11 protein-coding genes are annotated in these 14,086 nt (G+C 51.8%); 4 read left to right on the forward strand and 7 right to left on the reverse strand.

What is annotated here, in order from left to right; genetic code table 11:
* Position 1: 1 nt before the first annotated feature.
* Genes bcsA through CWE14_RS03695 form a run of 4 tightly spaced genes read left to right on the forward strand, consistent with a single transcriptional unit; the run spans position 2 to position 9,188 of the window.
* Positions 2 to 2,542, forward strand: coding sequence for a UDP-forming cellulose synthase catalytic subunit (gene bcsA / locus CWE14_RS03680; protein ID WP_126798117.1), 2,541 nt, complete (start codon positions 2 to 4; stop codon positions 2,540 to 2,542).
* Positions 2,535 to 4,739, forward strand: a complete 2,205-nt coding sequence (bcsB, locus tag CWE14_RS03685; protein WP_126798118.1) for a cellulose biosynthesis cyclic di-GMP-binding regulatory protein BcsB — start codon at positions 2,535 to 2,537, stop codon at positions 4,737 to 4,739. Before bcsA ends, bcsB begins: the two co-directional genes overlap by 8 nt.
* Complete coding sequence (gene bcsZ, locus CWE14_RS03690) at positions 4,736 to 5,920, forward strand: cellulose synthase complex periplasmic endoglucanase BcsZ (RefSeq protein WP_126798119.1); 1,185 nt, start codon at positions 4,736 to 4,738, stop codon at positions 5,918 to 5,920. Before bcsB ends, bcsZ begins: the two co-directional genes overlap by 4 nt.
* Positions 5,904 to 9,188 (forward strand): cellulose synthase subunit BcsC-related outer membrane protein, encoded by a 3,285-nt coding sequence (locus tag CWE14_RS03695; protein ID WP_126798120.1) that lies wholly within the window; start codon positions 5,904 to 5,906, stop codon positions 9,186 to 9,188. Before bcsZ ends, CWE14_RS03695 begins: the two co-directional genes overlap by 17 nt.
* A 68-nt stretch (positions 9,189 to 9,256) precedes the next feature.
* Here CWE14_RS03695 and CWE14_RS03700 read toward each other — a convergent pair whose 3' ends face one another.
* The 7 genes from CWE14_RS03700 to CWE14_RS03730 form a co-directional block, all read right to left on the reverse strand.
* Positions 9,257 to 9,553 (reverse strand): type II toxin-antitoxin system RelE/ParE family toxin, encoded by a 297-nt coding sequence (locus tag CWE14_RS03700; protein ID WP_126798121.1) that lies wholly within the window; start codon positions 9,551 to 9,553, stop codon positions 9,257 to 9,259.
* On the reverse strand, positions 9,553 to 9,807 hold the full coding sequence (locus CWE14_RS03705; protein ID WP_126798122.1) for a type II toxin-antitoxin system ParD family antitoxin: 255 nt from the start codon (positions 9,805 to 9,807) through the stop codon (positions 9,553 to 9,555). The genes CWE14_RS03700 and CWE14_RS03705 overlap by 1 nt, the downstream gene beginning before the upstream one ends.
* Before the next feature lie 832 nt (positions 9,808 to 10,639).
* A complete protein-coding gene (locus CWE14_RS03710; RefSeq protein WP_126798123.1) occupies positions 10,640 to 10,957 on the reverse strand; it encodes a hypothetical protein in 318 nt (105 codons plus the stop codon).
* 515 nt (positions 10,958 to 11,472) lie between these two features.
* Positions 11,473 to 11,694, reverse strand: coding sequence for a HEAT repeat domain-containing protein (locus CWE14_RS03715; RefSeq protein ID WP_126798124.1), 222 nt, complete (start codon positions 11,692 to 11,694; stop codon positions 11,473 to 11,475).
* 125 nt (positions 11,695 to 11,819) lie between these two features.
* Entirely contained in the window at positions 11,820 to 12,938 is a 1,119-nt protein-coding gene (locus CWE14_RS03720; protein ID WP_126798125.1) for a restriction endonuclease, read from the reverse strand.
* Positions 12,939 to 13,041: 103 nt separating this feature from the next.
* Positions 13,042 to 13,896 (reverse strand): PDDEXK family nuclease, encoded by an 855-nt coding sequence (locus CWE14_RS03725; protein WP_126798126.1) that lies wholly within the window; start codon positions 13,894 to 13,896, stop codon positions 13,042 to 13,044.
* Positions 13,897 to 13,987: 91 nt separating this feature from the next.
* Positions 13,988 to 14,086: IS3 family transposase (locus CWE14_RS03730; RefSeq protein ID WP_133306997.1), on the reverse strand; the 99-nt coding region annotated here is incomplete at its 5' end.

The following is a 14,086-nucleotide window of genomic DNA, read 5'->3' on the forward strand; positions in this document are numbered from 1 at the left end:
AATGAGTGTGCTAAAGACACTGCAGGCACAGTGGAAAACCCTGCGTCGCAACCATTCAAAAACCCATTCAGTCGGCGTGCTTAGTGCTGCCCTCATAGGGCTCTTGCTGTTGTCTAAACGCACCTCGATGCAGGGCCTGCAGGCACGTTTCTGGTTTCCTCATGTAGCGCGCCAACGCTGGTCCTTACTGGACCCCTTGCGCATTGTCATTCAGGTAGTCTGGCTGGTTTTTGCCAACCGGGCGCCGCGGCAAAAAGCCGATAACCAACGTTTTACCGCACTCAAGCTGTCGGCCTATCAGGCCCGGAATGCACGACCGGTGAGACTATTACAGCGCCTGACCAGTTCGTCGTTCAGTGCGCTAACCGCATTGGCCCCCAAATTACTGCGCTCGACCCTGATGCGTGTGGCGTTAACCGTGGTATCAGCGCTGTTTGTAGCCTTTACCATCTCATTGCCTATGGATGCCAGCGCACAGGCGCTTATGTTGCTTGCGTTCTGGGCGGTTGCGCTGTGGGTTCGTGATACCTCGGGGCGGCTGCCGCTGTTACTGATGATTGTGCTCTCAGTGTTGGTCAGCTCGCGCTATCTGTGGTGGCGGGTGACCCAGACCATTAACTGGGATGTGCCGTTGGACGCCACCTTCGCGATTATTCTGCTCAGTGCCGAAATTTATGCCTGGACCATTCTTATTCTTGGTTATATACAAACCGCCTGGCCATTAAAACGGGGCGTGGCCAAACTGCCTGACGACCTTACCGAATGGCCCAGTGTCGATATTTTCATCCCCAGTTACAACGAACCGCTCAAAGTGGTTCGCCCGACTATTCTGGCGGCACTGGCCATCGACTGGCCGAAGGACAAACTCAACGTTTATGTTCTGGATGACGGTAAGCGCGACGAGTTCCGCCAGTTCTGTGATGAAGCCGGGGTAGACTATATGGTGCGCCCGGACAACAGCCACGCCAAAGCCGGTAACCTCAACCATGCACTGGGCAAAACCGGCGGCGACTACATCGCTATTTTCGACTGTGATCACATCCCTACCCGCTCGTTCTTGCAAATGACCATGGGCTGGTTTCTGAAAGATCCCAAATTGGCACTGGTGCAAACACCGCATCATTTCTTCTCGCCTGATCCCTTCGAGCGCAACCTGTCTATTTTCCGTTCCAAACCAAATGAGAACGAACTCTTTTACGGCCTGATTCAGGACGGCAATGACTTATGGAACTCGTCGTTCTTCTGCGGTTCATGCGCGGTCTTAAAGCGTGGGCCACTGGAAGAGATCGGCGGTATCGCAACCGAAACCGTTACCGAAGATGCCCACACCGCGCTGAAACTGCACCGCTTGGGGTATAACTCGGCCTATCTTAATATTCCGCAAGCGGCTGGCCTGGCGACCGAGAGTTTATCCAGCCATATTGGTCAGCGTATTCGCTGGGCACGAGGCATGGCGCAGATTTTCCGCCTCGATAACCCGCTCTTTGGTAAGGGTCTTAACCTCGGCCAGCGGCTATGCTACGCCAATGCGATGCTCTATTTCTTTAATGGCATTCCACGCATGATCTTTATGCTCGCTCCGTTAGCCTTTTTGCTGTTCGGTGCCTATATCATTTTTGCCCCGGCGGTTATGATCGCGGCCTATGCGCTGCCCCATATTGTGCATTCCTATTTAACCAATTCGCGCCATCAGGGTCCTTATCGGCATTCATTCTGGGCCGAAATGTATGAAACCGTCCTGGCCTGGTATATTCTGCGCCCAACCACCGTGGCCTTATTTGCGCCCAAACAGGGCAAGTTCAACGTAACTGAAAAAGGCGGACTGAATGAATCAGAGTTTTACGACTGGAAAATCTCCAGCCCTTACCTGATCCTGATCAGTTTGAGTCTGCTTGGGGCCGCCTTCGGTATTTGGCGCCTCATGAATGGCCCCTCAAATGAATACCTTAGTATTGCCCTGAACCTGGTCTGGCTGACTTACAACCTGATTATTCTTGGCGGCGCCATTTCAGTTGCCGAAGAAGCAAAACAGGTGCGTGTGTCGCACCGTATCTCAGTTAACCGACCCGCCACCCTGATTACCGACAGTGGCCACAGTTATCAGGTTACCCTCGATGATTTCTCTGACAATGGTGCCGGTTTAAGCGTCCCTGACGGGGTCACTATCAAACCGGGTAGCCAGGTACAAGTTGCATTAATCAGCGCAGAAACGGAAAATGCCTTTAACGCGGACGTGGTGAGTGTTCGTAAAAACAAAGTGGGCGTCCAATTTCGCTTTGCCAGCCTGGCGCAGGAGCAGAGCTTTATAACAGCAACCTTCTCGCGTGCGGATGCATGGACCGATTGGCGGCCAGAGCAAAAAGATTCACCTGTTACCAGTTTTGGTGAAGTGATCACCATTAGCCTTGAAGGCTACAAACGACTGGTTAATCAATTCACCCCAATTTTAAACCCGGTTATCAGTGTCATCATCAGGTTCTGGGCAAAATGTAAAAGCGTACTTCCACGCACTCCTGGCAAAAAGGTTTCTGACAATGGTTAATTCGTATCTGTCTTTCGTGTTTGCATTCGCCGTACTGGCCACGGTCTCGCTGCCGTCGTTTAGTCAGGATGAGACGGCCAGCGAGGCGCAGGACAGGCTGCCGACCCGGCTGGATAGTATCGAACTGCGCGACTTTGACCTCGATAACCTACGCATCAGCGGCCAGAACCCTGTCGTTACTGTGGCCTTCGGTAGTCGTATCGATGAACTGGTAACCGCGGCTTCACTTACCCTGCTGGTGCGCAGTTCGCCGTTGATTGAAAGCGATACCGCACAGCTGGTGATTAACCTGAATGGCGAGACGATTGGCGCGCGCAGCGTTCGCAGTGATGATGAAAGTCAGTTGACCCGCTACCAATTCGATATCGAACCGCATTACTTCTCGACCTACAATGAACTTAGCATTGAGCTGATTGCTGGCCGCGCGGCCATGCAGTGCGGTGCCGCATCGCCAGGCACCTGGGTAGAAATGTCCGGCGCCAGTACCCTGGAGCTAACCAAGCAACAGCTACGACTGGAAAACGAACTGGCTTTTTTCCCTGAGCCGTTTTTCGATGAACGCAGCTTTGACCCAGTGCAGCTTAATTTACTCACCCCTGAGCAGCCTTCCAGCAGCAAAGCCGAAGCCATGGCAATGGTCGCTGGCTATTTCGGTGCCCAGGCCGATTGGCGCGATCTCGACATTACCTACACTGCATTGAACGATGACGCGGAATGGCCTGAGTACCATAGTATTGTGTTTGCAACACACGCTGAATTAGACCAACTCGGGCTGCCAGTCGAAACGCCGGATGCGGGTGCAGTGCTGATGACCGATAACCCGCAGCACCCTGCTTACAAAGTGATGCTGGTGACCGGGTCTGATGACAGCGAAGTAAAGCAAACCGCACAGTCACTGGTGCTGACCCGCGCTGGCCTAAGTGGTGACCAGGCTGACCTGCGCCCGCAAACTATTGATCCTCGTCAGCCTTACGCCGCTCCAAACTGGGTCAGCACGCAACGCAGGGTGTCCTTTAGCGAACTCGTAAGCCACCCCTCGGAGTTGCAACGTGAAGGGTACCGCCCGGCACCGATCAATGTCGGCTTGCGCTTACCGCCTGATCTCTTTACCTGGCAACGCTACGGCATTCCGATTGACCTTCGTTTTCGTTACACGCCCCCTGTGCAAGCAGATGAAAGCCGTTTGCGCGTGTTCATCAATGGGCAGTTTACTCAGGCCTATACACTGAACCAGTCCGGTCGGCAAAGCTCCACCGAGCGCGTGCGTATTCCTTTGGTGAGCGATATTAATGACGCCAACCGCCTGCAGTTACCGGCGTTTCAGCTATCCACTATCAATAACCTGAGTCTCGAGTATTCATTCCCGCGGCCCATTGGCGGCTGTGACTACGAGCCTGCGAACAACACCATGGGTGTGATTGATGGCAATTCCACCATTGATCTGCGTGGCTACCACCATTACACCGCACTGCCCAATCTGCATTTATTTGCCAAGGCCGGGTTCCCGTTCACCCGTTACGATGACCTCTCGCAGAGTGTCTTTTTACTCGGTGATTTAACCAGCTCAGAGCAAATGATCACGCTGCTCGACACCGTTGCTCATATGGGTGCATCAACCGGCTACCCGGGTGTGTTGTTGCAGGTCAGTACGATTGACGACTACCAGCCTGACACTAAGCGTGCCGAGAAAGACTTTGTCCTGATTAGCCATTACGCCTTGCAGCAATTCAGCAACCGCTTTGGCCAGAACACGCTGCAGCGCCAGTTGCGCGGCCAGCAGTTGGCTGGGCATCCTGACACCCTTAGCGGTGCTGACCTGACCTTTACCAGCGATGGCCCGGGCGCTGCCTTTCTTGCCTTTGAGTCTCCGTTAAGCGATGAGCGAAGTGTGGTTGCACTACTGGCATCTGAAGATGAGTATTTATCTCGCTTGCGCCAGGTGCTTACGTCGGCCGAGCTCAGCGACCAGATCGATGGCTTCTTAACGATGCTCACGCCGTCGCGCATTGTCAGTTATGAGCCCCGTTCACCCTATTATGTCGGTGAGCTTAGCTGGTGGAACCGAATGACCTATCATGTGGCGCAGCACCCGGTGGTGGTTGTCTTCTTTGCCCTGCTTGCGGTCATTTTAATTGCGTTAATGGTGTACGCAGGCCTGGCGCGGATCGCACAGAAACGACAGGCCGCTAACTCATGAAGATATTTAGCCGGAATACACTGATAGTCGCCTCGCTTTGCAGCCTGCTGCTGAGTGCCTGCGCCGATAACGGCGGCAGCACGCGGGACTATAAGTTCCAGCCGCCACCAACGGTCGACAATGAGGTTACCTTTGCTTACCACTGGCAGCGCCTGGTCGATGATTTTGTCAGTGAAGACGGGCGCGTGATTGACCTTGGTTCAGAGGGAAGTATTTCCACCTCCGAAGGACAGTCGTACGGCATGTTTTTCGCCCTGGTCGCCAATGATCAGGCGACCTTCCAGCGCCTACTGCAATGGACTGAAAACAACCTCGCACCGGCCGGATTGGATGCACAACTGCCCGCCTGGCAATGGGGCTACGACGAAGACACCGACCGCTGGGGTATTCTTGATTCAAACCCGGCCTCCGACGCTGACGTCTGGATGGCGTTCTCACTACTGGAGGCAGGCCGCTTGTGGGACAGAGCCGATTACCGAGAGCTTGGTAGTTTGCTTGCATCGCGCATCCTGCGTGAGTCAGTTGCGGAAGTTGGCGACGAGACTGTGCTGTTGCCGGCCCCTTGCGGCTTTGTTAAGTCAGAGCGGGTGACCTTAAACCCAAGCTATTTCAGCTTAAGTGTATTTGCCGGACTGGCTCATATACTCGACGACGAGCGCTGGCAGGTTATTTACCAAAGCAGTCTGCGTCAGCTTAGCGCGAATGCCGATGTGTTTGGCGGCTTCTTCAGCGACTGGGTAAGTCTCGACTATGACCTCAACGTGATTAACCAGGACGCGCTGCATGGCAGCTATGATGCGATCCGCACCTACTTATGGTTGCACCTTGATGCCACTCGGTCGAATGCCAGCCCTGAGGTTCAGGTGTTACTGGACAAGACTCAGCCACTGGTTGACTACATCGAACAGCAGCAAACGCCACCCGAGCATATTTACCCCAATGGGCAGACCTCGGGGACGGGACCAATTGGGTTTTCAATTGCCCTCGCCCCGTACCTGAGTCGCTTTGACCCGGAACTGGAAAGCCTGCAGTATCAACGCCTGCTCGCCCGCGGTGCTGCCGGTTACGACCAGCGTTACTATGACAGTATGTTGATCCTGTTTGGGCTGGCTGCTCAGCAATGCTTCGCCTTCAACAACAACGGCACCCTTGAGGTTAACTGGCATGCTGAAAACTGCTAGCCTGCTTGTACTAATAGGCTGGCTTGCGCTGAGTACTCAGGCCGCCGCAGAGAATTCGCTGCAACGCGAATCCGTGCGCCTGCTTGAGGACAACCTCTCGCTCTGGTACCAGCGCAGCCGTCCGGACCGCATGGAGCCGATGTTAGTACAGCTACTACGGGTCGACCCCAATAATCCCTATCTGATTGAAGCTAGTTTCTCGCTTGCGTTGCAACGCAATGACCTCGACAGCGCCCGCCGCTACGTCGAACAATTGCAGTCAATAGCGGCGGATCATCCGGTCACCGCGCGCGCCACTGAAGCACTTAAGCTGGAAAGCGAATCAGGCGCAAAGCTGGGCGAAGCACGGCTATTGTTCCTTGCTGGTCAATACCAGCAGGCGGCGCAGCAGTATCAAAGTGTGTTTCCGACCCCTCCCCGGCAAACAGGGCTCGCCATTGATTACTGGCAAGCACGCAGCCTGGCCGGCGAATCGGAAACTGCCGTGGATGCCTTGCAGGATCTGCATGCCCGGTACCCTTACAACGGCCGGGTCGAAATTGCGCTCTACCGCATGCATTATCTGAACGACTCGCTGACACCTGAGCACTTAGCAGCCCTGACTCAATTAACCACCGACCCGGTGTTTGGCCGCGAAGCACTCGGGCTTTGGCAACGGCTTTACTCTACATTGCCGCTGACAGACCAATACTTTGAACTGTTTACGAGATTAACCAGTTTGCACCCCGACAGCGATGAGATAGCGGCAAACTACGCGCGCTTCCAACGCAGCTATGAGGCGCTACAGGAACGTCAAAGCGACCCGGCCTACCAACGTTATCTGCGTGGTGTGGCCGCTCTGGAAGCGGAGCAGAATGAACAGGCGGAACGAATTTTCGAGCAAGCCTACCGCGAGTTAGACCCCTTCCCAGAACTTTACGGTAACCTCGGTTACGCGACTATGCGCCAGGGCAAGCACGAGCAAGCCCACCACTGGTTCTCAGAGGCGGCGTACCTGGCACCGCAACAACAGGTGTGGATGGAGCTACGCGAGATCGCCCTATTCTGGTGGCGGTTGCAGCAAGTCGACAGCGCACTCGACAATGCGGATCTGGAATCGGCTCGCCACTTATTAGACATACTGGCCAGCAGCAGCGAAGCGCCACTGGAAGTTCAGTTACGTCAGGCTCGCTTGCAGGCAATGCTTGGCAATAGCGCCCAGGCGATTCAACTTTATGAGCAGGTGTTGGCCAGCGATAACGACAGTGAGGCCGCGCTGTGGGGGAGCTTTCAGTTACGACTGCAACAACACGACAATCAGCTGACCCCACCGCTTAACGCATGGATAGCTGGTTTATCGCCGGCCCAGTATGCCAGAATTGCCGGTGAGGTTGACCGCCTGCGTGCTCAGGCGCTGATCACAAGGGGTGATGATGTCTATGCCAGCGGCGATTCGGCTCAGGCGGTCGAGCTCTGGCAGCAGGCGCAACAACTGACGCCGTCTGATCCCTGGCTAATGTTCCGCCTCGCTCGCGAACTGGATGCTGACGGCCAGCACCAGTCCGCCCGCGCGTTGTTTGCGCCACTGCTTACATCCGAGGCGACGGCGGACACACATTATGCCTATGCGCTAACCCTCTCCCGCCAGCAACGATATCGAGACGCTGCCACTCAGTTGAGTGCAATTAACCCGGCTCAACGCACAGATGCGATCAACGAACTCGAGTCCCGGGTGCAGACCGAGTTAACCATCAGCCGCCTGCAAAATGACTGGCGCCAGGCGCTCAGGGATGAACCTGAGTTACTGCAAACTCTGGCACCAAATGAACAGCCCAGAGCCTTGAATGCTATTGCAGATCAGGCGACTTCAAGCGACAAATGGGTCCTGCCCCGGATTCAGCTATTGACCGAACACGCGGAACAAAACCGTAATGAAAATAACAGCGAGATTCTGTTCGCTGCCAGCCGCATTGCTGAAGCCACTGACTCAACCCAGCTCGCTGCAAACTGGAGCCAGCAGGCACTCGAAGCACGGCTCGCTTCAAGCCAGAGCACTATCTGGCAATACGGCAGTGGCGATGACTGGCAGGTTAGCAATGCCCGTTCACGATTAGAGCGATCGGCGCAGGCCAGTGAATATGCGGTTGATCTAGCCTGGCAAAACCAGTCCAGTTCCGGCACCGCTGGGGTGACAGACTGGCAGTCACGTACCCTGCTTATCGGAATCGATTTACCCACCACTGAATCTGGTGCCCGCTGGCAACTGCGCATCGACCCAACCTCGGTGTCAGCCGGTGAATTTGATAGCGACGATAGCTTCTGGCGCCCGCGGGTCGGCAGCGGGCTTATCTGTGTACTTGAAAACTGCCCGGTAAACGGTATTCAGAGCGAAGCGAAAGATTCGGGTATCGCCTTGGGTATCAGCCGTACCGGCTCGCGGGTAACGGCTGATTTGGGCGTTTCTCCCATCGGATTTGAACTCTCGACCTGGGTTGGTGGGATTGAAGTCGACGGCGATCTGGCCAGTTTCAGTTGGCGGGCCGGTGCCGAGCGCCGTGTTCAGAGTGCTAATTTACTGAGCTTTGCAGGGCGTCGGGACCCCTACTCGGATCGACACTGGGGTGGCGTCACGCGCAATGGGCTGTACACCAGTTTAAGCTGGGATCAGGGTGGCCTGGTCGGCTGGTGGGGTGTTGCTGGTGCCGAATACTATACCGGCCATAATGTCGCCTCGAATTCGCGCTGGTATGCACACAATGGTGTCTACTTGCGCGCATATGACACCGAAGCGCTGGCAGTGACTGTTGGCCTGACCAACCTCAACTGGGGTTTTCAGAAAACGTTAAGCGAAAATACCTTTGGCCATGGTGGGTATTACAGTCCGGCGCAGTACAATTCGCTTAGTGTACCCATCACCCTGTTTGGCCGCCGTAATCGACTCAGTTACAGTGTCCGTCTGGCGGGTGGTTATTCCACTGCACGTCAGCACGCCAGTGACTTCTACCCGAACGATCCCGACTTGCAGCAGCAGGCATGGGAGGCCGTGAACAATGGCTCCATCGAGCCGGTTTTCAACGGTGGCACAAGCTCAGGCTTTAACTACAGTTTATCCGGTCAGTTTGAGTACCGTCTTACTTCACGCTGGTATCTTGGCGCCACTATTACGGCGCAACGATCGGACACCTTTGCCCCGAATAACGGCATGCTCTATCTGCGTTATCAAAGCGGCGGCTTCAGTTTACCGCCCCGACGTCCACCGCAAGTACCCGCTGCCTATGTAGATTATTAGCCAGTTTGAGGCAAAGCGGCGTAACCTCTACTTCAGCAGTCATTTGATACAACTGACTACAAATGTCATTAGTCCGGCAACCTTGGGGGAGCATCCATGTCCTCGTGCAGAACACGGACTACAAGTACGTGAGTCTCCAACACCTGATAGAAAATAGCATGACGCTCTACCTGCAATCTACGATAGCCGGTAAGCACGTGAGCATAGTCAATGCCGAGCAGCGGATGGCTAAGCAGTTGTTTCATGCCCGCCTCAAGCTGATCCAGGTATTTATCAGCCTGCTCTGCTCCCCATTCGTCACAAGTAAACAACCAAATCCCGGTCAGATCAGCTTCCGCTTTCGGGGTAATGCTTAGCTTTAGCACTAACTAGCCGCCTTCCTTTGTTTGCGACCAGCCGCTTTGATAGACGATATATCGAGCGGTTTCGGTTTACCGCTTGATTCTCCATCAGCAAGGGCCTGACGCAGGACGGCAACCCGTTCCTTGGCCTGCTGGTCTTTTCGAATAAGGTCACGGATATACTCACTATCATTGCCGAAATGGCCGCCTTCAATCTGAGTTTTCACCCAGTTATCCTGCTGCTCAGTAAGCGTTATAGTTTTCCGGTGCATACTCATAATTGTTGCCTCTCAAAGCATGGTATGACAATATCATACTCTTTTCGGGAGCTGAATCAATGCCTAATCTTGGTTGCCCTAACGCAAGACCCCGGACAACAAACTGCGTTTTTTTAACTGCCAATTCCAAGATTACGTTTTTTCATATATGCCGACAACGCGAAGCTACGACAGGTGGTAGTAGGTTTTAAGATTGTCGTGGACGACATTCATGCCAAGGAATGCACTGCTGCGTAGTTCAATGTCGGAACGGCTAGCCTGGCGCTTGCGCCAAGCACGAAAGGCGCGTCGGGAAGGCACCTGGTGGATGGTTTTGTTAGGTGTGCTTCTTACAAGCTACGTCCCTAACTTTCCTAAGCACCAACGAAAGTACCCAAACAGCGGTTGGGTAAGGCAACAGCAAAACCATACCAATCATTGCTTTCAACGGCCAACCAATCCCCATATTTGACCAATAGAGTTTAGTTGCCAGCTCTCGCAGTTCGGGTGCAACATTTCTAGCTCTCTCGACATCTGACATACCGTCAAAATCGAAATCCATTAGGTAAAGTCGAAGATCAGCATAAAAGTGCGGCCAGTATGCTCCGATAGCAATCATCAAGCACATTACTGGAATTGAAACTAAGTTCAACTTCAGGAAAGAGAACCTACGAAACGCACAATAAACAGGAACTACAACCATGATTAGCACGAACAACAACTGAATTGCGATACCTAGCGACTCCAACTAATCTCCCCTTTCACCTAACGCCCGCAGCACGCGCGGCTTTGTAGTGAAGGCGAAGCCGCAACGAAAGAACCGTCGCTGTGCCTGCGATTGTTAGGTGCTGATTCACGGAATTGGCTCATAAATCACCTCAAAATTCGCCCCGAGCTCTGCTTGCAGTTTTGCCCGCATGGCCAGTGCGGCCGCCTCAAACTCCTTGAATTCCGCCTGACTCCAAGGACTTGGGTCAGGCGGGTATTCCCAATTAAGTGCTTTATCGTGCCAGGTAGATAATGTGTCGAGTTCTTGAAGCGTGGCCTCTGACAGCGATATCTTTTCTTCGATAGGTCCAACACCAAATCTTTGGAGTGCAGCATCATTACCACACCAGATGCAACCACCACCCCACTCGAACATAAGTCGTACTTTGTAGAAAGTTTGCATAAGCACCTAACGCCCCAAGCAGGGGAATATTTTGCGTTTTGAGCGCAGCGAAGCAAAATATTTCCGCTGCCTTGGTTTGTTAACTGCCATTGCCAGAACCCACAGTTTCAGTTGCTGGTAGTAGCTGGTGTGTGCTTTCAAAGCACCTGCCTCCAGGCCACCGAACATCAACTTGATCGTGCGGCATCTCAAAGGGCGGCTCGACGATTTGTCCGACACCTACACCGCGGCCCCAAGAGTCGAAGTCATTCGGCTGCCAAGTTATTGGGTTTTTCTTTACGTATTCCCCAACTTTGAATTCCATAAATCAGTCCGAATACTGGGTGCCAGTTAACGCTGCCATAAAAGGCGAGCAACTTGTTGCGAGTCCAGCGCGTGCAACGCGCGTTTTTTAATGGCCTTGTTAGGTGATGGCTCATAAATATTTTGGGTTCTTTTGCCTTTTCTCGCCTCTTTCTAGAGCTTCGATTGAGCCCTTTGCCCAGTTTCTGATGCCTTCATCTGGATGAAGCAATTCATTTAAAAGAAAAAGGAATTACTGATTTATCCTCACACTCACCAAGGAGCTCTATCAATTTGCCGCGTGTATATGGGTCTTTATGCTTATCTAGCAATTTAATTATTTCTGGCACCGCTTCGCTGGCAGAAGGTCTGGTGCCCCAATACGCGTCTTCAAATGTCATAGCATCGGTGTTGATAATATCTTTAATCCATAGACTGAGTTTTGATGCTTTCATGCCTCTTTGACACCTAACGACTCGCTCAGCTGCGGCTGGTATGGAGCGTATTTTGTGTTAATGTTTAAGCGCCAGCGAGTAACACAAAAGACGCGGAGTACCAGACGTCAGGCTGGAGCGGTTTGTTAGGTAAATCCAACACGGTTTTTATAATTCTTAATCCATAGCGCGATATCGCCAAATGCTCTCAAGCGAAGTTGATATTCATGGCGTTTTTGGAACGCCTGTGCATCAGGTGAGAACGAAGATGTCGTAATAAGCATCGCACTATTTGCTTGATGATCACATAATGTACCGTATAGAGTCCTAACCAAATCTACACCAATTTTTCTGTCCTTTCTGTATTTTTTTGCTTCTACCAAACACAGCATTTTTCCAAGATCGGTATCCAAATAGGCCAAGATATCCTTTCCTCCATCACGCGTAGCTTTGGTAAGCTCTACCTCCCAACCCATATCGGATAAAAGGCTTGCCAATAGCTCCTCAAATTGGCGGGAAGATAAGTCGTATATAGATTCGGGCTGCATTCTCAGTCTGTCGACAAGTTTATCCGTAGCGCTCATTATTGTCGGCTGAATGGTCGTTATAATTTTCTCCTCAGGCAACAAAAAACCATCCGAAAAATTGTATAGCTGACCACCTAATACGCTTAATATCTCTTTACTTTCTTCTCCAGTTAACATTTTGGCAAGCAGTTCCATCGCCAACGGGTTCCCATGAGAATTCTTAATAGCTAAATCTAACTGTTCTGGAGTTAATACCTTCTCCAAGAGGCCTTTAATCAATTCAAACGAGTAATTCTTAGATAGATTACCTAAGTTTAGTTTGCTTACACGATCCAAGTTCGGCAAAGATCGTGCTATAAAAATCAGCCCTCTTGTGGCTTTAATGTTATAGATTCTACTTATAGCAAATTTAATGTTATCTTCACTAAGCCCATCGGCACCATCAATTACTATACAAAAACTACCACTAGGTCTGTTTTCATATAGCTGATCTATAAAAGCAAATAGCGCTTCTTCGGTATTTTTTTCTTGTTCGAGATTCAACCAAAATGGTTGGGAAGCGATTCGACTTGATGCAAGAAAATATTTTACTAGGCTAGTTTTTCCTGTGCCTGCACTTCCAGTTACTGCAATAGCTCGATGAGACCTACCAAAAAAAATATTGCGGAGCCATTCAACTTCCGAATCTCTACCTACAAATCGTGAATCGATTACTCTTTGATATTCAAATTCGTCCATAATTTCTAGAGTTACCTAACGCTTGGCACACGTGCCGTTTTGGAGCCGCAGCGCGGCGGAAAAGCGGTCACCTTGCTGCCACTCGTTATGTTCCATTGCCAAGTCAGAACGGGATATCATCATCAACCTCCGATTCTGTCGCTGGAAGAGCCTTTTGCGGCAATGGAAGGCCGTTCGCTATGTAAAGATTTAATATATCTTCGCGGTCCATGAAGAGTATCTGGCTTCTCTTAGATGCGTCCAACTTCCCTCCGAGCCAATTTCTCGCCTGCTTGGTAATCTCCCCTCCAGCAACTATAAATGCATGGTCAACCAAGACACGCCGACTGGTTTCGGGATCGAATATTTCATGGCCGAGCATCATCAATACCTGATTATAGATTTCGGAGACGTTAGCGTTTGTGGCTTTACTTGCCCCCGAGGCATCAAGTTTTCCCTTTTTTACCTGTATGCCAAAATAAAGAACATGCTGTGTGGGAAGGATGAACCTCATCCAAATGTCCTTCCCATACTCCAAAGCCTTATCTTTGTGCCCTGCTGCCGTGATTCGGTGGTAACCCAACTGCCTGAACAGAGGTAGAAGAACGTCTTCAATTAGTTCGTCTTCAGAGCATTTGTCCAAGTAGCTTATCAGCTGGTCACGTTTTTCAATTTCTTTGGGAGTAAACGGTCTATGTGGGTTTGCAGTGAGTGATATTGTTTTTGTGCCGATATGACGAATATAAAGAAGTTCATCCTCTCCATAGAAAGCTTCGTAGCCTTCCCGTGACAAAGGTTTGTTCAACTCGTCTAAGCGCTCTGCGGTCCAATGCCAACGCGTTGATCCATCGTGAACGAAATCAAAATCACACTCTTCAAAGAACTGAGTGATATAGCTGCTTGAGCGGTAAGGGAAAAACTCTTTATCCCCAATAATCAGTTCCGCGATCGCGCGTAAATTTCTACTCTTAAATTTCATTTCACCCCTGAGCGTTTGAAAATGACCAAATTCTGGAACTCATGCGAACAGTCAACCAAGAACTGGTCCTACCCACAAAAAGTAGACACTGTTATGCGCATTTGCGCTCAAACTCTGCTGGACTGATATTGCCGAGAGCAGAGTGTCGTCGTTTGCGGTTATAAAAGATCTCGATGTATTCGAAGATACC

This window comes from Aliidiomarina soli (assembly GCF_003986975.1).
In the GTDB taxonomy this organism is placed as follows: domain Bacteria; phylum Pseudomonadota; class Gammaproteobacteria; order Enterobacterales; family Alteromonadaceae; genus Aliidiomarina; species Aliidiomarina soli.